The sequence below is a fragment of the Streptomyces flaveolus genome, from assembly GCF_044765825.1.
Lineage (GTDB): Bacteria > Actinomycetota > Actinomycetes > Streptomycetales > Streptomycetaceae > Streptomyces > Streptomyces flaveolus.
On the sequence record NZ_JBIWKU010000011.1, the window covers coordinates 1 to 21,736 of the forward strand.

Genomic DNA, 21,736 nt, shown 5'->3' on the forward strand with positions numbered 1-21,736 from the left:
GACCCGTACAGGGCGCGTTCCCGCTCCACCAGCAGGGGCAGCGGGTCGGAGGTGGTGACCAGTTCCCGCAGCGGATGCCGGGCCAGCACCGCGTCGACCTCCGGCGTCAACGCCGCCGCCAGCCGGGACGCGGCCGGGCGTGTGTCGTCCCGCAGCGCGTCGACGGCGGCGAGGAGCTGGGTGCGCCCCCGGCTCTCCGGCACGTCCGCCGCGGCGCGCTCGTACAGCCGCGCGCCCTCCTCCAGGACGAGCTCCGTGTCGATGCCGGCCGGGATCTTGATCTGCGCGTGGTGCCGCCAGGTGGTGACCGGATCACCCCACGCCTCGACGGTGTACGACCACAGGCCGGGCTCCCCGGCGCTCACCGTGGCCCCCCAGCGGTCGGTGCCCGGGGCCAGCTCCCGCATCGGCGTCCACGGACCCGGCCGGCCCCGTGGATCCCTGAGGACGACGTTGGCCGCCACCGCGTCGTGCCCCTCCCGGAACACGGTGGCCGATATCTCGAACGCCTCGCCGGTCACGGCCTTGGCGGGCCGGCGTCCTTGCCGGACGACGGGGCGCACGTCGAGGACGGGGATGCGCCCGACGACGGGGGAATCCTCGGCCGAGGGTGGTTCCGGGGCCGGCGGGCCGGCCTCGGCCGGGTGCACGGGGACCGCTCCGGTGCCGGGTGCGGTGGGGGATGACGAGTGGTGCGTGGCGGGCATGACCGCTCCTGTCCGCGTCAACGAGGGTGGGCGGATGACTCTGGGGAGGTGGGCCTGCGGGGGTGTGCCTTGTGGGGTGTACCGCAGGAGCCTTCCCCTGCTGTTCGGGTGGGCAATCCGGCACTTTGTTAACTACTCGCGCGTATGTCGACACATGCGGCGGGTCCCGTTCGAACGCCTTCCCGCGCGCCGCTCCCGCAATCAGTGCCTCCGCGACATGTGCAGCTTTTCGTGCGGGGCGACATGTCACAAGAAGGCCGATGGGGAAAGATCCGGCCATATCGACACGCCGGTACGCGTCAGCCCGTCCGGTGTTCGGGGGCGAGGCCGTTCAAGCCGATCGGGGGGTCACGGGGCGAAGCTCCCAGCGGGGGACGGAGCAACGCCGGTAACGTCATAAGCGACGAGGTAACACACACCCCGTCCAATCGAGCGAACGCGCAGAGGTGGAGTGTGAAGGCGATCCGTCGACTGACCGTCCGTCCCGTTCTCCCCGACCCCCTGAGGCCCCTCAGCGATCTGGCCCGCAATCTGCGCTGGTCCTGGCACGCGGAGACCCGCGACCTCTTCCAGTCCGTCGACCCCGGGTGCTGGGCCGAGTCCGGCCGCGATCCGGTGCGGCTGCTCGGCACCGTTCCGCCCGCACGCCTGGCGGAGCTGGCCGAGGACCGCCGGTTCCTGCGCCGGCTGGCCGCGGTGGCCGACGACCTCGACCACTACATGACCGGCGACCGCTGGTACCAGGTCCAGCCGGGCCGACTGCCCGCCGCCGTCGCCTACTTCTCACCCGAGTTCGGCATCACCGCCGCCCTGCCCCAGTACTCCGGGGGTCTCGGCATCCTGGCCGGCGACCACCTGAAGGCGGCCAGCGACCTCGGGGTGCCGCTCATCGGGGTCGGCCTGCTCTACCGGCACGGCTACTTCCGGCAGTCCCTGTCCCGGGACGGCTGGCAGCAGGAGCACTATCCCGTCCTCGATCCCCACGAGCTGCCGCTGGCCCTGCTCAAGGAGCCCGACGGCACCCCCGCCCGTGTCGCCCTCGCCCTGCCCGGCGGCCGGGAGCTGCGGGCCCGGATCTGGCTGGCCCAGGTCGGCCGGGTGCCGCTGCTGCTCCTCGACTCGGACGTCGAGGAGAACGACCTCGGCGAACGCGGCGTCACCGACCGGCTCTACGGCGGCGGCAGCGAACACCGCCTCCTCCAGGAGATGCTGCTCGGCATAGGAGGTGTCCGGGCGGTACGGACGTACTGCCGGCTCACCGGCCACGCCGAACCGGAGGTGTTCCACACCAACGAGGGCCACGCCGGGTTCCTCGGCCTGGAGCGCATCGCCGAACTCTGCGACCAGGGAATGGAGTTCGACTCCGCCCTGGAGGCGGTCCGGGCGGGCACCGTCTTCACCACGCACACGCCCGTCCCGGCCGGCATCGACCGCTTCGACCGCGAACTGGTCGCCCGCCACTTCGGCCCCGGCTCCGAACTCCCGCGCATCGACGTCGAGCGCGTCCTGCGGCTCGGCATGGAGACCTACCCCGGCGGCGAGCCCAACCTGTTCAACATGGCCGTGATGGGCCTGCGCCTGGCCCAGCGCGCCAACGGCGTCTCGCTGCTGCACGGCGGCGTCAGCCGGGAGATGTTCTCCGGACTGTGGCCCGGCTTCGACGCCGAGGAGGTGCCGATCACCTCCGTCACCAACGGCGTGCACGCCCCGACCTGGGTCGCGCCCGAGGTGTTCCGGCTCGGCGCCCGGCAGATCGGCGTGCAGCGCGCCGAGGACGCCCTGACCGTCGGCGGCTCGGACCGCTGGGACTCCGTCGCCGACATCCCCGACCAGGAGATCTGGGAGCTGCGCCGCACCCTGCGCGAGCAGCTGGTGACCGAGGTGCGCGAGCGGCTGCGCGCCTCCTGGCGGCAGCGCGGCGCGGGGACGGCCGAGCTGGGCTGGATCGACGACGTCCTCGACCCGGACGTGCTCACCATCGGGTTCGCGCGGCGCGTCCCGTCGTACAAGCGCCTCACGCTGATGCTGCGCGACCGGGACCGGCTGATGGAGCTGCTGCTGCATCCCGAGCGGCCGATCCAGATCGTCGTCGCCGGCAAGGCGCACCCGGCGGACGACGGAGGCAAGCGGCTGGTGCAGGAGCTGGTGCGGTTCGCGGACGACCCGCGGGTGCGGCACCGCATCGTCTTCCTGCCCGACTACGGCATGGCGATGGCGCAGAAGCTCTACCCGGGGTGCGACATCTGGCTGAACAACCCGCTGCGGCCCCTGGAGGCGTGCGGGACCAGCGGCATGAAGGCGGCGCTCAACGGCTGCCTCAACCTGTCGGTGCTGGACGGCTGGTGGGACGAGTGGTACCGGCCGGACTTCGGCTGGGCGATCCCCACCGCCGACGGTGCGGGAACCGACGCCGACCGGCGCGACGCCATAGAGGCCGCCGCCCTCTACGACCTGCTGGAGCAGCGGATCACCCCCCGCTTCTACGAGCGGGGCGCGAGCGGGCTGCCCGACCGGTGGATCGAGATGGTCCGCAGGACCCTGAGCCTGCTCGGCCCGAAGGTGCTGGCCGGCCGCATGGTCAGGGAGTACGTCGAGCGGCTGTACGCCCCGGCGGCCGAGGCGCACCGCGCGATGGACCCGGACTCCGCCCGGGAGCTCGCCGAGTGGAAGACCCGGCTGCGGGCGGCCTGGCCCGGCGTGAGTGTCGACCACGTCGAGACGTCCGCGCCGGCCGCCACGGCGGAGCTCGGCACGACGCTCGGCCTGCGGGTGCGGGTGAACCTCGGCGACCTCGCCCCGGACGACGTGGAAGTCCAGGCGGTGTCCGGCCGGGTGGACTCCGAGGACCGCATCACGGACGCGGCGACCGTGCCGCTGAAACCGGTGGGCGGCCCCGACCTGGAGGGCCGCTGGGTGTACGAGGGCCCGCTCGCCCTGGACCGCACCGGCCCCTTCGGCTACACGGTCCGCATCCTGCCCGCGCACCGGCTGCTGGCGTCCGGTGCGGAGGCGGGGCTGGTCGCGGTGCCGTCGGACGAGCTGGGGGAGGCGGCGGGACTGCTGATGAGGTGAGCGCCCGGGGCGGCGGCGGGGGCGGGGCTCAGTCCTCGTCCTCGCCGCCGCTCAGCCGCCGCAGGACGGTGCCGCAGCGGCGGGCGTAGGCGTGCTGGAAACCGCGGGTCGCCGGTCCGCCGGCCTTCGCGTACCACTTGGCCGGGCGGCTGAAGGCGGTCACGGTCAGCCAGACCGTGCCGTCGCCGGTGCGGTCCACGACGAAGGCCTCCTCGCCGGACTCGGGATGGCCGGGCAGGGTGCCGTACGCCCAGCCGGCCCGGCGGTGCTCCTCCAGCGTCCACACCACCCGGCAGGGCGCCTTGATCATCCCGGCGAGGGTGACGGTGACGTCGACGCCGGGTGCGGCACGGTCCGCGCTCGCGTCGATGCCGACGCCCATCGCCCGGTGCATCTCCCAGGTGAGCACGGCCTCGGCCGCCCGCCGGAACACCGGCTCCCCCTCCCCGAGGCGCGTGCGTACGTGCATGGGGCGGAAGCCGGGCGGGCAGTGGCCCTGCTCGCGGGTGGCGCCGACGTCGTCGTACGTGAAGGACATGGGCACCAAGGGTAGGGCGGCACCCGGGAACCAGTGGTTCCGGGTGCCGCCCGTGGGTGCCGGTGCTCGTGCCGGTGCCGGTCAGCTCACGTTGATCGCGGTCCAGGCCGCGGCCACCGCCTTGTACTCGGTGCTGGTCGAGCCGTACAGGGCCGAGGCCGCGTTCAGGGTCGCCGTGCGGGCGGCCTTGTAGTTGGTCGTCGACGTCATGTACGTGGTCAGCGCCTTGTACCAGATCTGCAGCGCCTTGGCGCGGCCGATGCCGGTGACGGTGGAGCCGTTGTACGTCGGGGAGTTGTAGCTGACCCCGTCGACGGTCTTCGCTCCGCTGCCCTCGGCGAGCAGGAAGAAGAAGTGGTTGGCCGGGCCCGACGAGTAGTGCACGTCGACGCTGCCGAGGGTGGAGGACCAGTAGTCCTTGGACGCGCCGTCCTTGCTGGGCTTGTCCATGTAGCGCAGCGGGGTGCCGTCGCCGTTGATGTTGATCTTCTCGCCGATGAGGTAGTCGCCCTTGTCGGCGGAGTTGGCCGCGTAGTACTCCACGCCGGTGCCGAAGATGTCGCTGGTCGCCTCGTTGAGGCCGCCGGACTCGCCGCTGTAGTTGAGGCCGGCGGTGTTGGAGGTGACGCCGTGGCTCATCTCGTGTCCGGCCACGTCCAGCGAGGTCAGCGGGCTGGTGTTGCCGTAGCCGTCGCCGTAGGTCATGCAGAAGCAGCTGTCGGACCAGAAGGCGTTGACGTACTGGTTGCCGTAGTGGACCCGGGAGTAGGCGGCCTTGCCGTCGTTCTTGATGCCGTTGCGGCCGAAGGTGTTCTTGTAGAAGTCCCAGGTGACCTGCGCGCCGTAGGCGGCGTCCACGGCGGCCGTCTGGTCGGTGGAGGAGCTGGAGGCGGTGCCGGTGCCCCACACGTCGTCGGCGTCGGTGAACAGGGTGCCGGTGCCGGAGGTCTTGCGGGCCAGGTTGTACGTCTTGTGGCCGCCGCGTCCCGTGTCGTACAGCTGGTACGTCGTGCCCGACTGGTAGGTGCCGAGGGTGACCGTGCCCGAGTACAGGCTCTTGCCCGAGCCCGTCTCGATGCCCTGGTACTCGTGCAGCTTGGCGCCGGTGGCGGCGTCGGTGATGACGTGCAGCTCGTTGGGCGTGCCGTCGTCCTGGAGGCCGCCGACGACGGTCTCGTAGGCGAGGACCGGCTTGCCGTCGGCCGCCCAGATCACCTTGCGGGGCGCGGAGTCGGCCGCGGTCTTGGACGACCCGGCGTCCTTCGCGGCGACCAGCGCCTGCTGCTCGGCCTTGGCCGCGGCGATCTTCGGCGTCACGGTGGCGACCTTGATGGCGGCGTTCGTCGCTCTGGTCACGCCCTGGGCCGCGCCGGACTTCGCCTGGTGCACGACGAGGTCGCCGCCGAGGACGGGCAGCCCCGCGTAGGTGCGCTCGTAGCGGGTGTGGACGGTGCCGTCGACGTCCCGGACGACGTCCTTGACGACGAGCTTCTCCTGCGCGCCGAGGCCTATCTGCTGCGCCGTCGCGGCGGCGGAGTGCTGCTGCTCCTGGATGAGCGCGGTGCGGGCGGAGTCCGACAGCAGCACCGGGGCGCCCGGCAGGGCCCTCGGCGCGGAGGTGTCGGCGGTGGCGCTGCCGGCGGTCAGGCCGGTGGTGAGCAGGGCGCCGGCCGCGACGGCGGTGGCGACGGCCAGAGTGCTGCGCTTGTGGCGAGCGAAGAGGGAGGACACACAAGCTCCTTCGGTGGGGGAGTCCGGTCGGCATGGGGTGGCCGGCCGGCGTTGACTGCGAAGTTGTGCGGCGGGTGAGGGAAGAGTGGCACCCGTGCCGCGTACATGTCAGGAGGGTCGAATGATGTTGGCCGGAAATCGACGTTCGGGTGAATGTTGCGGAAACGTGAACCCGTGTGACCTCGGCAAAACCGCAACCCCGTCCGCGTATGGGCTTGGCAAAAAGAGGGCGGTCGTGGGGAGGGCGCCGCCCCCGGGAGTCGAACCTCCGGGGACGGCGCCCTGACTGTGGTGGGACGGTGCGGACCCGCGGACGGGCCGGCGGGCCTACGGGAAGGTGAGGCGCCAGGCGTCGATGTAGCCGGTGTCCGCCGGACCCAGGTCCTGGACGCGCAGCTTCCAGGTGCCGTTGGCCGTTTCCGACGAGGCGTTGACCATGTAGGTCTCGTGCACGTCCGCCGCCGGGTCGTAGCCGCTGTTCTTCAGGCGGTACGTCGACCCGTCCGGGGCCACCAGGTCGATCTGCAGGTCACCGCGCCAGGTGTGCACGATGTCCACGCCCACCTGGAGGTTGCTCGGCGCGTTGCCGGTGCGGCCGGAGACCGTGATCGAGGAGGTCACCGCGGACCCGTAGTCGGGGATGTTCACGTTGGCGGTGTTCTCGACGGTCGTGCCGCCGCCGCCACCGCCGCCCGAACGCGAGCCGACGTTGATGCCCGCCCACGCGTCCTGGACCGCCTTGTACTCGGCGCTGTCGGTGCCGTACAGCTCACCGGTCGCCGCGAGGGTGCCGGTGCGGGCGCCCGCGTAGTTGGTGGTCGACGTGAACTTCGTCGTCAGCGCGCGGAACCAGATCTTCTCCGCCTTGGCGCGGCCGATGCCGGTGACCGGAAGGCCGTCCGAGGTGGGCGAGTTGTAGGTGACACCGTTGATGGTCTTGGTGCCGCTGCCCTCGCTCAGCAGGTAGAAGAAGTGGTTCGCCGGTCCGGACGAGTAGTGGACGTCGATCCCGCCGAGCCCGGAGTACCAGGAGTCCTTGGACGCGCCGTCCTTGCTCGGCTTGTCCATGTAGCGCAGCGGGCTGCCGTCCCCGTTGATGTCGATCTCCTCGCCGATGAGGTAGTCACCGACGTCCGAGGAGTTGTTCGCGTAGAACTCGACCGAGGAGCCGAAGATGTCCGAGGTGGCCTCGTTCAGACCGCCGGACTCGCCGCTGTAGTTGAGGCCCGCGGTGTTGGACGTGACGCCGTGGGTCATCTCGTGCGCGGCCACGTCGATGGACGTCAGCGGGTGGGTGTTGCCCGAACCGTCGCCGTACGTCATGCAGAAGCAGCTGTCCGACCAGAAGGCGTTGACGTAGTTGTTGCCGTAGTGGACCCGGGAGTACGCGCCCACGCCGTCACCGCGGATGCCGGAGCGGCCCTGGACGTTCTTGTAGTAGTCCCAGGTCAGCGCGGCGCCGTAGTGGGCGTCGGCGGCGGCGGTCTCCGTGTCGGACGCGCTGCCGTTGCCCCACGTGTCGTCGGAGCCGGAGTAGAGCGTGCCGGTGCCGGAGGTGCCGCGGTTGAGGTTGTACGTCTTGTGGTTGCCGCGCGCCGTGTCGGTCAGCGTGTACGACGACCCGGACTGCGCGGTGCCCAGCGTCACCGTGCCGCTGTACATGGTGTTGCCGGTGCCCTCGTGGATCGCCTGGTACTCGTACAGCTTGGCGCCGGTGGCCGCGTCGGTGACGACGTGCAGCTCGTTCGGCGTGCCGTCCTCCTGGAGGCCGCCCACGACCGTCTCGTACGCCAGGACCGGCGTGCCGTTGCCCGCCCAGATCACCTTGCGCGGGGCGCGGTCGGCGTCCGGCTGCCCGGCGCCGGCGGCCTTCGCGGCGGAGACCGCCTGCTGCTCGGCCTTGGCGGCGGTGATCTTCGGCGTCACGGTGGCCGGCTTGATGGCCTTGGCCGTGGCCTTCACGACCTGCTCGGTCTTCCCGGACGCGGCGGTGGTGACGACGAGGTCGCCGCCGAGGACGGGCACCCCGTCGTAGGTCCGCTCGTAGCGGGTGTGCAGCGTGCCGTCGCGGTCCTTGACCACGTCCCGGACGACCAGCTTCTCCTTGGCGCCCAGACCCAGGTCCTCGGCCGTCTCCGCCTTGGTGGCGTCGGCGTCCCGGATCAGCTCCGCGCGCTGGGCCGGGGTGAGTTTGACGGACTCGGCGCCCGGCGCGGGGGCCGGCCGCGGGGCGGCGGTGGCGCCGCCGGCCTGGAAGGCCGTGGCGATCAGCGCGGCGACACCGGCGAGGGCGACGCCCGCCGCGCGGCGGTGCGTGGTGTGGGAGGTGCGTCTGTGGGGAGTGTTGTTGCTCAACACTGACTCCTTCTGCGCGGCCGCGGGTCGCGCGGCCAGGGGAGACCGGGCGGCGGGTGAGCCGGCCGGGCAGAGCTAGGCGGTACGCAGAAACCACGTGCAAGGAGCTGGCCGCGGCACAGCGCTGATGAGGAAGCTGTGGGGACGCTGTGGAGCGGCCGTGGGAAGAGTGGCAGGAGATCTCGACCCTTGTCAGGACCGCGTCAGCAACTTGGCCGGAAATCGTTCGTTGTCCGGGCGTTCATGTTCGATATACGGATTGGTTGCCGTGGGGGCCCGTACTGACCGCCCGCTCAGTCAGCCGGCCGTCGCCGAACCGCCGGCGGAGGGCGCCTCCCGGGCCTCTCCGTGCCAGGACTTCCACAGCGCCGCATACGCTCCACCGGCCGCCACCAGCTCGTCGTGCGTGCCGAGTTCGGTCAGCCGGCCGTCCTCCATCACGGCCACGCGGTCGGCGTCGTGCGCGGTGTGCAGCCGGTGCGCGATGGCGATGACCGTACGGCCTTCCAGTACGGCGGCGAGCGCGCGCTCGGTGTGCCGGGCCGTGGTCGGGTCCAGCAGGGCGGTGGCCTCGTCCAGGATCAGCGTGTGCGGGTCGGCCAGTACCACCCGGGCGAGGGCGAGCTGCTGGGCCCGGGAGCCGTCGGCGCGGCTGCCGTCGCCGCCCAGCTCGGTGCCCAGACCGTCCGGCAGCTCCCGCACCCACTCCTCGGCGCCGACCGCGCGGAGGGCGGCCCACAACTCGTCGTCGGTCGCGTCCGGTTCGGCGATGAGCAGATTGTCGCGAACCGTGCCCAGGAAGACGTGGTGCTCCTGGGTGACCAGCACGACCTGACGGCGCAGCCGCTCCGGAGCGAGCGCGACCACCGGCACCCCGCCCACCGTCACCGAGCCCTCGTCCGGCGCGTCGACCCCCGCGAGCAGCCGGCTCAGCGTGGTCTTGCCCGCCCCGGACGGCCCGACGACGGCCAGCCGCTCACCCGGCCGCACAGTGAGGTCCACGCCGCGCAGCACCTCGCCGCCCCGGTCGTACGAGTAGCGCACCCCGGACACGTCGACACGGTCGTCCGCCGGTACCGCCGCGTCGTCCGCCGCGGCCCGCGGAGCCAGCGCGAGCCCCTCCACCCGGGCGAAGGAGGCGCCGCTGCGCTGGAGTTCCTCGAACCGCATCAGCACCTCGTCGAGCGGCACGGTCAGCTGCTGGAGGTACAGCGCACAGGCCACCACGGCGCCCACGCTCACCATCCCGTGCGCGTGCATGAGCCCGCCGGTCAGCAGCACGCCCGCCACGGGCACGACGTACGACACCTCGACCACCGGGAAGAGCACGCTGCGCAGATACAGCGTGTGGAACCGGGCGCGCCGCGAGCGGGCCAGCGCCCGGCGGCTCGCCTCGACCCGCTGCCCGGCCAGCCGGAAGGCCTCGATCGTGCGGGCGCCCGCCACCGTCGAGGCGACGATCTCGGCGACGTCGGAATTGGCCGCCCCCTCGGCGAGATAGCCGTCGCGGGCGTGGCGCAGATACCAGCGCAGCGCCCACCGGATCGGCATCAGCAGCACCAGCGCGACGGCGCCGAGCGGTGGGGAGAGCACGAACAGCGCGACGGTGAGGAACAGCGTCTGCACGGCGTTGACCAGCAGGTCCGGTCCGGCGTCGCGCAGCGTGGTGCCGACGGTGGTCACGTCGGCCGTGCCCCGCGTCGTCAGGTCCCCGGTGCCCGCCCGTTCCACCACGGACGCGGGCAGCCCCAGCGCCCGGTCCACGAACCGCTCCCGCACCCGGGCCAGCGTCCGCTCACCGAAGCGGTGCCCCACGTACCGGGCCCAGCGGGCCAGCAGCAACTGGGCCGCCGAGCACACCAGGATGGCCGGCGCCATCCGGTCCACGGCGTCCACCCCGCCCCCGGCCCGCACCTCGTCGACGATCCGGCCCAGCAGCCACGGACCGGCGAGCCCGGCCAGGGCCGCCAGCGCGTTCAGGCCGAGCAGCGCGGCGAACGCCCGCCCGTCGGCGCGCACCAGGCCGGCCATCGCCCGACGCACGGCGGCGCGCTCGGCGACGGGGAGCTGTCCCGGCGTCCCCTCTTGCGGCGAGGTCATCGCACGGCCTCCTCTTCCTCGGCGTCCCGCTCGACCAGCTCCCGGTAGCCCGGCTCGGCGTCGAGCAGTTCCCGGTGGCTTCCGCTGGCCGCGACCTTGCCCTCGACGAGGTAGTGCACGACGTCCGCCCGGCCGAGCACCAGCGGCGACGTGCAGGCCAGCACGGTCGTACGGCCCGCGCGCGCCGCCCGCAGCCGGTCCGCCACCGCCGCCTCGGTGTGGGCGTCCAGGGCCGACGTGGGCTCCACGGCCAGCAGCACCTCCGGCTCCGCCGCCAGGGCCCGCGCCAGCCGCACCCGCTGCCGCTGGCCGCCCGACAGATCGCGGCCCTGCGCGGCCACGACCGTGTCCAGCCCCTCGGGCAGACCCCGGACGATGTCGTCGGCGGCGGCCGCATCGACGGCCCGGGCCAGGCGCGCCTCCGCGTGCGCCCCGGCAGGGCGTCGGGCGTCCGCGGACTCGCCGTGACCGCTCGCGCCCGTCGAGCGCGAACCGGCGGCGCCGATCACCTCGCGCAGGGTGCCCGCGAACAGGTCGGCCTCCGCCTCCGCCACCAGGACGCGCTCCCGTACCCGCGCCAGCGGTATGTCGGCCAGCGGGATGCCGCCCCACGTGACGTCGGAGGGGGCGTACCGGCCGAGGCGGTCGATCACGGCGGCCGCGTCGGCCGGCCGGGCCCCGGCCAGCACGGTCAGCCGCCCCGGCGGCACCCGCACCCCGGACGCCGGGTCGTACAGCACCGACGGCTCCGCCGGGGCGTCGCACGTGCCCTCGTCCGGCTCGGGGTCCAGCCGCAGGAACGCGACCACGCGGCGGGCGGCCACCACGCCCCGGCTGAGCTGGTGGCTCATCTCGATCAGGAACGCCACCGGCCAGCCCAGCGCCACGACATAGCCGTACACCGACACCAGCTCGCCCACGCTGATCTCCCCGCGCGCGGCCAGCCGGGCGCCCAGCCAGGTCACCAGCCCCAGGAACAGCATCGGCAGCCCCACCCCGATGGCCTGGATCCAGCTGGTCACCGCCCCGACCCGGTACCCCTGCTCGCGCAGCCGCGCCGAGTCCCGCCGGAAGGCGTCCGCGACCAGGTTCTTGCCGCCCAGCCCGTTCAGCACCCGCAGCCCGCCCGCCAGGTCGCCGATCCGCGCCGTCAGCACGCCCTGCCGCTCCCGGTACTCGGTCTCCCGGCCCTGCAACCGGCCCATCAGCGGCCCCAGCAGCACTCCGAGGGCCGGTACGCCGAGCAGCACCACCAGGGCCAGCCGCGCCGACACCGACAGCATCAGACCACCGACCGCCGCGTACGCGACGATCGCCCCGACTCCGGGCCCGACCGCCGTCAGCGACTGGCTGATCGTCTGCACGTCGCCCACCCCGATGGTGACGACCTCGCCGGTCCCCACCTGCCGCCGCAGCGCAGCGCCGAGCCGCGTCGCGTGCCCGACGACGACCTTGACCGTGCGGAAGTTGGCGTCCATCCGGATCCGCGTCATCGTGCGGTGCCGCAGGATGCCCAGCCAGGCGTTGACCACCCCCGCCGCGGCCAGCGCACCCGTCCAGAGCGCCAGCGCGCCCAGGTCACCCGGCTCCAGCCCGTGGTCGACCGCCCGGGCCATCAGGTACGGCGTCGCCGCCAGCAGCACCATCCAGGCGCTGGCGAGCACCGCCCCCGCCGCGCAGCGCCGCCACTGCCGCCCGACCAGCCACCACAGATACCGCCAGCCGCCCCGGCGGTCGGGCGTGCCGGGATCCTCGTACGCGTCGATCGAGGTGCCGCCGGCCCGCCACCCCCCGGCGTCGCTCACGCGAGACTGTCCCGCCACGCCCGGTGCAGGTCCGCGAACCGGCCCGTTCCCGCGATCAGTTCGGCCGGGGCGCCGTCCTCCACGATCCGGCCGTGCTCCATCACCAGCACCCGGTCGGCGATCTCCACCGTCGACAGCCGGTGCGCGATCACCACCGCCGTACGGCCCTTCAGCACCGTCGCCATGGCCCGCTGCACCGCCCGTTCACCGGGGACGTCCAGCGAGCTGGTCGCCTCGTCCAGGATCAGCACCGCCGGGTCGGCGAGCAGCGCCCGCGCGAACGCCACCAGTTGCCGCTGCCCGGCGGAGATCCGGCCGCCCCGCTTGCGGACGTCGGTGTCGTAGCCGTCGGGCAGCGCGGCGATGAAGTCGTGGGCGCCGATCGCCTTCGCGGCCCGCTCGATCTCCTCCCGCGTCGCCTCCGGACGCCCGATGGCGATGTTCTCGGCGACCGTGCCGGAGAACAGGAACGCCTCCTGCGTCACCATCACCACCCCGCGCCGCAGTTCGGGCACGGCGAGGTCGCGCAGGTCGGTGCCGTCCAGCAGGACCCGCCCGTCGGAGGGGTCGTAGAAGCGGGCGAGCAGCTTGGCCAGCGTCGACTTGCCCGCGCCCGTCGAGCCGACCACGGCGACGGTCTGCCCGGCCGGGATCGTCAGGTCGAAGCGGGGCAGCACCTCACCGCCGGTGCGGTAGCCGAAGCGGACCCCGTCGAAGACGACCTCGCGTCCCGGGTGCTCCGACGCCGGCGGCGGCAGCTCCCTCGGCGTGGCCGGCTCGGGCACGGACGGCGTCTGGGCCAGCAGCCCGGCGATCTTCTCCAGCGAGGCCGCCGCCGACTGGTAGGAGTTCAGGAACATGCCGAGCCGGTCGATCGGGTCGTACAGCCGGCGCAGATACAGCACCGCCGCCGCCAGCACACCGAGCGCCAGCGTGCCGTCCGCGACCCGGTAGGCACCCCACAGCACGATTCCCGCGACGGCCGTGTTGGCGACCAGCCGGGAGCCGACGACGTAACGGGCCATCTCCAGCAACGCGTTGCCGTTGGTGCGCTCGTGACGCCGGTTCAGCACGGCGAAGTCGGCGTCGTTGGCGGCCTCCCGGCGGAAGGCGCGCACCGGCCGGATGCCGTTCATCGTCTCCACGAACTTCACGATCACCGCCGCGATCGCCGTGGACCGCTGCCGGTACACGCGCCCCGCGCGCCGCTGGTACATCCGCACCAGCCCGTACAGCGGCACGAACGAGGCGACCGCGACCGCGCCGAGGCCGAGGTCCAGCCACAGCAGCATCACCGAGATGTAGACGAAGGACAGGATGACCGTGATCAGCTCCTGCAGCCCCTCGCTGAGCAGCTCCCGCAGCGACTCGACGTCCGTGGTGGAGCGGGAGATGAGCCGCCCCGACGTGTAGCGCTCGTGGAAGTCGACGCTGAGCGCCTGCGCGTGCCGGAAGATCCGGCCCCTCAGGTCCAGCAGCACGTCCTGGTTGACGCGGGCGGACGCGGCGATGAACGCGTACTGCAGGGCGCCGGCGGTCAGCGAGCACAGCAGGTATCCGGCACCGACCGCGATCAGCGGCCCGTGGTCGTGGTCGCGGAAGGCCGGCACGGCACGGTCGATGGCGTACGCCACCAGCAGCGGTCCCGCCTGCACGGCCGCCTGCTGGAGCAGCAGGAGCAGGACCGTGACCGCGACACGGACCCGCATGGGCGCCAGCAGCGAGCGCAGCAGGGCCGCGGTGGCGCCCGGCGGGCTGGGCAGGACGTCGCGGTCGAAGTCGTCGCCGGTGCGCTCCGCGCCCCCGGACCGGGGCGGATCCTCCGCCTCGCCGGGAGCGGGCGGGGACGTGATGGGGGCCGTCATCGCCGGTCTTCCTCCTGTTCGCCCGCGCCGGACATCAGATGGGCGTACTCGGCGTTCGTGCGCAGCAGTTCGTGGTGGGTGCCGACGGCGGCGATCCGGCCCTGGGACAGCAGGGCCACCCGGTCGGCGAGCAGGACCGTGGAGGGGCGGTGCGCCACGATCAGCGCGGTGGTGTCCGCGAGAACCCGGCGCAGGGCGGCCTCGACGGCGGCCTCCGTGTGCACGTCCAGCGCGGACAGCGGGTCGTCGAGGACGAGGAACCTCGGCCCCCCGACCACGGCCCGGGCGAGCGCGAGGCGCTGCCGCTGCCCGCCGGACAGGCTGAGGCCCTGCTCGCCGACCTGGGTGTCGGTGCCCTGCGGCAGGGCGTGCGCGAAGTCGGCCTGCGCGACGGCGAGCGCCCGCCCAAGGGCGTCGGGGCCTGCGTCCTCACCGGCCCCCATCAGCACGTTCTCGCCGACGCTCGCCGAGAAGAGCGTGGGCTCCTCGAAGGCCACGGCAACCAGGGCGCGCAGCTCCTCGCGGGGCAGGGCGGCGATGTCCTCGCCGTCCAGCGTGATCCGTCCCTCGGTCACCTCGTGCAGCCGGGGGATCAGCGCGGTCAGCGTGGTCTTGCCGCTGCCGGTGGCGCCGACGAGGGCCATGGACTCGCCGGGCCGGATGTGCAGGTCGACCCGGTCGAGGAGGGGCGGGGAATCGGGGGGCGCGTCGGGATAGCGAAACCGGACCCCCTCGAACCGCAGCCCTCCGCCACCCCGCTCAGCTGCGGGCAGCCGTGCCTCCCCCAGAGCCTGACCAGGGGCGGCACGGGTGGGCGGTGGGGATCCCCCCGCGCGTGGGGGTCCCCCCGCGCGAGCGCAGCCGAGCGTGGGGGAGGCACCCCGTGGCGCCGGGCCGCGGTCCTTGCCCCCCGGCACCGACGCAGGGCCACCGACAGCCCCCGGCGCCTCGACCTCCGCGTCCATCACCTCGAAGTACCGGTCCGTGGCCGTCGCCGCCTCCTGGCTCATCGCCAGCAGGAACCCGATGGACTCCACCGGCCACCGCAGCGCCAGCGCCGTCGACAGGAACGCCACCAGCGTGCCTGCCGACAACGCCCCGTCCGCCACCTGCACCGCCCCGACCACCAGCGCCGCACCGATCGCCAGCTCCGGCAGCGTCACGATGACCGCCCAGATCGCCGCCAGCAGCCGCGCCTTGCGCAGCTCCGTCCCCCGCAGCGTGTGCGACAGCTCGTGGAAGGCGCGGGCCTGACTGCGGTGCCGCCCGAAGCCCTTGATGATGCGGATGCCGAGAACGCTCTCCTCGACCACGGTCGTCAGGTCCCCGACCTGGTCCTGCGCGCGCCGCGCCACCTCCGAGTACTTCTTCTCGAAGACCGCGCAGGTGATCATCACGGGGATGGCCGGCCCGAGGACGACCAGCCCCAGCGTCCAGTCCTGCACCAGCATGATGCCCACGCCGACCAGGATCGTGACGCCGTTGACCAGGAGGAACGTCAGCGGGAAGGCCAGGAACATGCGCAGCAGCATCAGATCCGTCGTCCCGCGCGACAGCAGCTGGCCCGAGGCCCACCGGTCGTGGAAGGCGACCGGCAGCCGCTGCAGATGCCGGTACAGATCCGCCCGCATCCCCGCCTCGACGCCCGCCAGCGGCCGGGCCACCAGCCAGCGCCGCAGCCCGAACAGCAGCGCCTCCGCCAGTCCCAGGAGCAGCAGGTACAGTGCGCCGAGCCACACGCCCGCCGGGTCCCGGTCGGCGACCGGCCCGTCCACCATCCACTTCAGGACGAGCGGGATCACCAGCCCCACGCAGGAGGCGAGGATCGCGACGAACGCGGCGGTGGACAGCCGCGCCCGCACGGGGCGGACGTACGGCCACAGCCGCAGCAGGGAACGTACGGCGGAACGCTTGCCGACGGAGTCCGGGGCGGGGGCAGGTGTCGTGGACATCAGCAGCGAGCCTACGGTTCACCACTGACAGTGCCCACCGAGTTTTCGTCGCCCCGGGGGTCGTACGGAGGCACCGACCGGCCGGCCGGTGCGCCGTCGGGCGCACCGGCCGATGCGCCGTACCCCCGCGTCAGCCCGCCGGGTACGGCAGCAGCGTGCCGTCCACCTTCTCCCAGGCCGCCTTCAGCTCGGCCAGCAGCTCCGGCCGGTCGGCGGCGAGGTCGGCCTGCTCGCGGGCGTCGGCCGCCAGGTCGAACAGGTGGTCCCGGCCGTCCGCGTCGCGGTAGTACTTCCAGTCGCCGCGCCGCAGCGCCCGGTTGCCCCGCACCCGCCAGAACAGGTCACGCTCGGGCACCTTCTCGCCCCGCAGCAGATAGCCGGCGAAGCTGTGCCCGTCGAGCGGGTACGCCGGGTCCGGCCGGGCGCCGCCCAGCTCCAGCAGGGTGGCCGTCCAGTCGGGGGAGCAGACGGGCTCGTGGCTGACCTGGCGGGCGTCGACGCCGGCCGGCCAGCGCAGGACGGTCGGCACCCGGATGCCGCCCTCCAGCAGTTCGGACTTGCCGCCGCTGAGCGGCCACTGGTACGAGAAGCGCTCGCCGCCGTTGTCGCTGGCGAAGACGACGAGCGTGTTCTCCTCCTGGCCCGAGCGGCGCAGCGCGGCGAGCACCCGGCCGACCGAGGCGTCCAGGTTCTCGACCATCTCCCGGTACTTCTCCACCGAGCCGCCGTCGTTGTGCAGCAGCGCGCCCAGCACGTTCCCCGACCGGATCTTCGCGGCGATCTCCGCGCCGGTCTCCGCGTCGTCCTCGGTCAGCCACGGCCAGTGCGGGGTGGTGAAGTTGAGGTTGAGCAGCCACGGCTTGTCGTGGTCGCGGCCGACGTACTCGACGGCGCGCTCGGTGAGGACCGTGGTGTAGTACCGCAGGTCCTGGTAGGTGGCGTCGCCCTCGTACAGGTCGTAGTCGCCGAGCTGGCCCAGCTTGGAGAAGTACTCCAGGGCGCCGCCGAAGTTGCCGAAGAACTCGTCCCAGCCCGACTTGGTGGGGCTGTAGTCCGGCAGCCAGCCGCAGTGCCACTTGCCGATCAGGGCGGTCGCGTAGCCGGCCTTCTTCAGCAGCGAGGCGAGGGTCGGGTGGTTCGGGTCCAGGCCCTGGGTGCGATTGCCGATGGGCTCGGCGAGACCGCCCTTCGTGCGGCCCGGATAGCGGCCCGTGTAGAGGCTGAACCGGGTCGGTGAGCACGTCGCCGAGCCGGAGTAGGCGTCGGTGAACCGCACTCCCTGCGCGGCGAGCCGGTCCAGGTTCGGTGTCCGGATGTGCGGGGCGCCGTACGACGACAGGTCGGCCCACCCGAGGTCGTCGCCGAGGATGAACAGGATGTTCGGGCGTCTGCGCGGACGGGCGGAGGCGGGACGGGACCGGAACGGGCGTTCGGCGGGAGCGGCCGAGGCGGTGGCGGACGTACCGGCGACAGCCGTCACCGCCCCGCCGCCGACCAGGCCACCGAAGACACGACGGGATATCTCGGGCATGCGTGATCCAGGGGAGAGAAGAGAGGGAGAAGGAGAGGCGCGGGGCGCGGGTCAGCGACAGACGGCGCTGGACTGGCGGCACAGGTCGACATGGCGCCGCGCCACGAGCGCGGCGCGCACGCACCGGCGGGCGGCGGTGGGCCTCATGACCTGGGACGCTGTCAGCCGGGCCGGTCCCCGGTCAAGAAGATCGCCGACGCGTTCACGAAGCCGACAAGGAGCCGCAACACACGGGCACGGCCGCCGCGCACGCCGAGATCCGCACGGCCGTGCCCCGGGAGGGGACGGGCCACCGGGCCGAGCCCTCGGCGGACCGGCTCAGCCCGCCCTGAGCAGCAGTACCGTCCGGCCCGGCACCGTGATCGGGGCCCCCGCCGCGTACTCCTCGCCCGGCGCCCGCGACTGCTCCTCCCTGCCGGTGTCCACGACCACCTCGTACCGCTCCGCCCACGGCGCCGCCGGCAGCACGAAGTCCACCGGCCGGCCGCCGGCGTGCAGGACGGCCAGGAAGCTGTCGTCGGTGATCGGCTCGCCGCGCTCGTCCCGGCCGGGGATGTCCCGCCCGGACAGGTACATGCCGAGGGTGGCGGCGGGGGCGTACCAGTCGTCCTCCGTCATCTCCGTGCCCCGGGCGGTGAACCAGGCCAGGTCGCGCAGGCCGTCCGCGGAGTGGGCCCGGCCGGAGAAGAAGGCGCGGCGGCGCAGCACCGGGTGCCGGTGGCGCAGCGCGATCAGCCGGGAGGTCAGCTCGAACAGGGGCCGCCAGTCCGGGTCGTCCAGCAGGCTCCAGTCCACCCAGCTGATCTCGTTGTCCTGGCAGTAGGCGTTGTTGCTGCCGCGCTGGGTGCGTCCCATCTCGTCGCCCGCGACCAGCATCGGCACACCGGTCGACAGCAGCAGCGTGGTCAGCAGGTTGCGCAACTGGCGCCGCCGGAGCGCGCGGACGTCCTCGTCGTCCGTCTCGCCCTCCGCGCCGCAGTTCCAGGACCGGTTGTCGTCCGCGCCGTCCCGGTTGCCCTCGCCGTTGGCCTCGTTGTGCTTGCGCTCGTACGACACCAGGTCGCGCAGCGTGAACCCGTCGTGCGCGGTGACGAAGTTGACCGACGCGTACGGCCGCCGTCCGCCCCAGGCGTACAGGTCGCTGGAGCCGGACAGGCGGTAGCCCATCTCCCGGACGTCCGGCAGGGCATGCCGCCAGAAGTCGCGTACGGCGCCCCGGTAGCGGTCGTTCCACTCCGTCCACAGCGGCGGGAACGCGCCCACCTGGTAGCCGCCCGAGCCGACGTCCCACGGCTCGGCGATCAGCTTCACCCGGCGCAGCACCGGGTCCTGCGCGATCACCGCGAGGAACGGGGAGAGCATGTCGACGTCGTGCATCGAGCGGGCCAGCGCCGCCGCCAGGTCGAAACGGAAGCCGTCCACGCCCATCTCCGTCACCCAGTACCGCAGCGAGTCGGTGATCAGGCGCAGGACGTGCGGCTGGACGACGTGCAGGGTGTTGCCGCAGCCGGTGTAGTCGGCGTAGCGGCGGGCGTCGTGCTGGAGGCGGTAGTAGCCGCGGTTGTCGATGCCCTTCAGGGACAGCATCGGGCCCAGCTCGCCGGCCTCGGCCGTGTGGTTGTAGACCACGTCGAGGATGACCTCGATGCCCGCCGCGTGCAGGGCGCGCACCATCCGCTTGAACTCGCCGACCTGCTGTCCCGTCGTGCCGGAGGCGGCGTAGGCGGCGTGCGGGGCGAAGTAGCCGATCGAGTTGTAGCCCCAGTAGTTCTTCAGGCCCCGCTTCAGCAGATGGTCCTCGTGCGCGAACTGGTGCACCGGCAGCAGCTCGACGGCGGTCACGCCCAGCTTCACCAGGTGCTCTGTCGCCGCCGGGTGCGCCAGACCCGCGTACGTGCCGCGCAGCTCCTCGGGGATGCCGGGGTGCCGCTTGGTGAAACCGCGCACGTGGAGCTCGTATATGACGGAGTCCGCCCACGGTGTCTTGGGCCTGCGGTCGTCCGACCAGTCGTCGTCGTCGTGGACAACGACGCCCTTGGGGACGTACGGCGCCGAGTCCCGGTTGTCGCGCACGGTGTCCGCCACACGCTGCTCGGGCCAGTCGCGGACGTGCCCGTACACCTCGGGCGGCAGCCCGAACTCGCCGTCCACCGCGCGGGCGTACGGGTCGAGCAGCAGCTTCGCCGGGTTCCAGCGGGCGCCGGTCCACGGGTCCCAGCGGCCGTGCACCCGGTAGCCGTAGCGCTGCCCGGGCAGCACGCCCGGCACGAAGCCGTGCCATATCTCGTGCGTCAGCTCGGTCAGCCGCACCCGCCGCTCCGCACCGCCGGGACCCCGCTCGTCGAACAGGCACAGCTCGACGGCCTCCGCCCCGCCCGCCCACAGCGCGAAGTTGGTCCCCGCCGCCTCGTCCGGACCCGCCCGGAAGCGGGCGCCCAGCGGCACCGGCGTGCCCGGCCAGGCCGGCTGGGCGGGCGGCGGCGCGGCACGCCGCGCGCCGTTCACCACGACGGCGGGGCGCCCGTCCTCGGCGGCCCGCTTGCCGGCCACCGCCTCCTGCTCGGCTGCGCTGGACACCTGTCAGCCTCCTGCGGCTCGTGGAACGACGTCGCAGTGACGGGAAAATGGGCGCACGGTGTCCCGACCGCTGCTCCCCGTCGCGTCGTCCTCCCCACTGTTCTGCCCACCACGTGGCTCGCACTCACGTTTCCCCAGGGCCGGCCGGTCGTTACGGGTGGGTGTGAGGCACGTACATGGGCGCGCGCGGCGCGCGGGGGCCGCGCCGGCCGCCGTCATGACATGGGCAGTACTGCTGGCCGGAGCCGCCGGATGCACCTCGGGCGGCAGCGGCATCGGCTCCGGCAACGGGGAGGTGTTCGGCAAGCCGCCCGCTCCCGAGGACGTCATCCGCGTCACCCCGGACGACGCGAGCAAGGGGGTGCGGCCGGAGAGGGAACTGTCGGTGCGGGTGCCCGAGGGGCGCCTGGAATCGGTGAAGGTCGTCAAGTCGCAGGACGCGCAGGAGACCCCGGTCCCCGGCCGGATCTCCGCCGACGGTCTCAGCTGGAAGCCCGCCGGCGACCGCCTCGCGCTCGCCGCGAAGTACACCGTCGACGCCGTGGCCCTGGACGGTCACGGGCGCCGCTCCGCCCGGCACACCACCTTCACCACCTACGTCCCCGAGGAACGGTTCATCGGGTACGTCGCCCCCGAGAACCGCTCGGTCGTCGGCACCGGCATGATCGTTTCGCTGGAGTTCAACCGGGAGATCACCGACCGTGCCGCCGTGGAGCGCGCCGTCTCCGTGACCGCGAAGCCCGCCACCGACGTCCGCCCCCACTGGTTCGGCAAGGACCGCCTCGACTTCCGGCCCAAGAAGTACTGGAAGCCCGGCACGAAGGTCACCGTCGCCCTGAAGCTGCGGGACGTGGAGGGCGCACCCGGCGTCTACGGGCTCCAGCACAAGACGTTCTCCTTCACCGTCGGCCGCAGCCAGGTCTCACTGGTCGACGCGGTCGAGCGGACCATGGAGGTGCGCCGGGACGGCACCCTGCTGGCCACCGTGCCGATCACCGCCGGGGCGCCCTCGACGCCCACCTACAACGGCAAGATGGTGGTCACCGAGATGCTCGACGTGACCCGCATGAACAGCCGCACGGTCGGCTTCGGCGGCGAGTACGACATCCCGGACGTGCCGCACGCCATCCGCCTGACCAGCTCCGGCACCTTCCTGCACGGCAACTACTGGGCGCCCGCCGACACCTTCGGCCGGGCCGACGTCAGCCACGGCTGCGTCGGCCTGCGCGACGTCAAGGGCGGCGGGTCCGACACCCCGGCGGGCTGGTTCTTCGACCGCAGCCTGATCGGCGACGTCGTCGAAGTCGTCCGCAGCAAGGACAAGGAGGTCGACCCCGACAACGGCCTCGGCGGGTGGAACATGAGCTGGACGGCGTGGAAGGCGGGCAGCGAGGTCCGGTGACGCGGGGCCGCACGGCGCCAACTCGGTACGGAACAGTGACAATTCCCTTGGCCGCAACGTCCCTGGCCTGCGGTTACGATGCGCCGATGCGCGAGTGTGCG

The 21,736-nt window shown here is 73.0% G+C and carries 13 protein-coding genes; 2 read left to right on the plus strand and 11 right to left on the minus strand.

Annotation, left to right across the window (positions count from 1 at the left end):
- Positions 1-707: maltotransferase domain-containing protein (locus tag ACIRG6_RS28615; protein ID WP_403324975.1), on the minus strand; the 707-nt coding region annotated here is incomplete at its 3' end.
- 453 nt (positions 708-1,160) lie between these two features.
- On the opposite strand from ACIRG6_RS28615, the gene ACIRG6_RS28620 reads away from it, so the two are divergent.
- Positions 1,161-3,779 carry a glycosyltransferase family 1 protein gene (locus ACIRG6_RS28620; RefSeq protein ID WP_350722784.1) on the plus strand — a complete coding sequence of 873 codons (2,619 nt, stop codon included), beginning with the start codon at positions 1,161-1,163 and terminating at the stop codon, positions 3,777-3,779.
- A gap of 28 nt (positions 3,780-3,807) precedes the next feature.
- Here ACIRG6_RS28620 and ACIRG6_RS28625 read toward each other — a convergent pair whose 3' ends face one another.
- The 10 genes from ACIRG6_RS28625 to glgX form a co-directional block, all read right to left on the minus strand.
- On the minus strand, positions 3,808-4,317 hold the full coding sequence (locus tag ACIRG6_RS28625; RefSeq protein WP_318214496.1) for a DUF1990 family protein: 510 nt from the start codon (positions 4,315-4,317) through the stop codon (positions 3,808-3,810).
- An 81-nt stretch (positions 4,318-4,398) separates the two neighbouring features.
- Positions 4,399-6,048 (minus strand): M4 family metallopeptidase, encoded by a 1,650-nt coding sequence (locus ACIRG6_RS28630; protein WP_364679726.1) that lies wholly within the window; start codon positions 6,046-6,048, stop codon positions 4,399-4,401.
- A gap of 327 nt (positions 6,049-6,375) precedes the next feature.
- The gene (locus ACIRG6_RS28635; protein ID WP_403324976.1) at positions 6,376-8,403 is read right to left on the minus strand and encodes a M4 family metallopeptidase; all 2,028 of its coding nucleotides are present in this window, start codon (positions 8,401-8,403) and stop codon (positions 6,376-6,378) included.
- Positions 8,404-8,700: 297 nt separating this feature from the next.
- Entirely contained in the window at positions 8,701-10,503 is a 1,803-nt protein-coding gene (locus ACIRG6_RS28640) for an ABC transporter ATP-binding protein (RefSeq protein WP_403324977.1), read from the minus strand.
- Positions 10,500-12,308: an ABC transporter ATP-binding protein gene (locus ACIRG6_RS28645; protein ID WP_403324978.1), complete on the minus strand. Its 1,809-nt coding sequence runs from the start codon at positions 12,306-12,308 to the stop codon at positions 10,500-10,502. Before ACIRG6_RS28645 ends, ACIRG6_RS28640 begins: the two co-directional genes overlap by 4 nt.
- The gene (locus ACIRG6_RS28650) at positions 12,305-14,173 is read right to left on the minus strand and encodes an ABC transporter ATP-binding protein (protein WP_364679737.1); all 1,869 of its coding nucleotides are present in this window, start codon (positions 14,171-14,173) and stop codon (positions 12,305-12,307) included. Before ACIRG6_RS28650 ends, ACIRG6_RS28645 begins: the two co-directional genes overlap by 4 nt.
- Positions 14,170-16,125, minus strand: coding sequence for an ABC transporter ATP-binding protein (locus ACIRG6_RS28655; RefSeq protein ID WP_403324979.1), 1,956 nt, complete (start codon positions 16,123-16,125; stop codon positions 14,170-14,172). Before ACIRG6_RS28655 ends, ACIRG6_RS28650 begins: the two co-directional genes overlap by 4 nt.
- Before the next feature lie 130 nt (positions 16,126-16,255).
- On the minus strand, positions 16,256-17,656 hold the full coding sequence (locus ACIRG6_RS28660; RefSeq protein ID WP_364679743.1) for a sulfatase family protein: 1,401 nt from the start codon (positions 17,654-17,656) through the stop codon (positions 16,256-16,258).
- A 51-nt stretch (positions 17,657-17,707) separates the two neighbouring features.
- The gene (locus ACIRG6_RS28665; RefSeq protein ID WP_351141556.1) at positions 17,708-17,803 is read right to left on the minus strand and encodes a putative leader peptide; all 96 of its coding nucleotides are present in this window, start codon (positions 17,801-17,803) and stop codon (positions 17,708-17,710) included.
- 171 nt (positions 17,804-17,974) lie between these two features.
- Positions 17,975-20,233 carry a glycogen debranching protein GlgX gene (gene glgX, locus ACIRG6_RS28670; protein WP_403324980.1) on the minus strand — a complete coding sequence of 753 codons (2,259 nt, stop codon included), beginning with the start codon at positions 20,231-20,233 and terminating at the stop codon, positions 17,975-17,977.
- 163 nt (positions 20,234-20,396) lie between these two features.
- Here glgX and ACIRG6_RS28675 point away from each other — a divergent pair, with 163 nt between their 5' ends.
- On the plus strand, positions 20,397-21,635 hold the full coding sequence (locus tag ACIRG6_RS28675) for a L,D-transpeptidase (RefSeq protein WP_403324981.1): 1,239 nt from the start codon (positions 20,397-20,399) through the stop codon (positions 21,633-21,635).
- Positions 21,636-21,736 lie beyond the last annotated feature (101 nt).

Coding starts and splice junctions, on each gene's coding strand:
- ACIRG6_RS28650 (WP_364679737.1), bottom strand. CDS start 14,173: ATGACGGCCCCCATCACGTCCCCGCCCGCTCCCGGCGAGGCGGAGGAT.
- ACIRG6_RS28660 (WP_364679743.1), bottom strand. CDS start 17,656: ATGCCCGAGATATCCCGTCGTGTCTTCGGTGGCCTGGTCGGCGGCGGG.
- ACIRG6_RS28640 (WP_403324977.1), bottom strand. CDS start 10,503: ATGACCTCGCCGCAAGAGGGGACGCCGGGACAGCTCCCCGTCGCCGAG.
- ACIRG6_RS28625 (WP_318214496.1), bottom strand. CDS start 4,317: ATGTCCTTCACGTACGACGACGTCGGCGCCACCCGCGAGCAGGGCCAC.
- ACIRG6_RS28665 (WP_351141556.1), bottom strand. CDS start 17,803: ATGAGGCCCACCGCCGCCCGCCGGTGCGTGCGCGCCGCGCTCGTGGCG.
- ACIRG6_RS28655 (WP_403324979.1), bottom strand. CDS start 16,125: ATGTCCACGACACCTGCCCCCGCCCCGGACTCCGTCGGCAAGCGTTCC.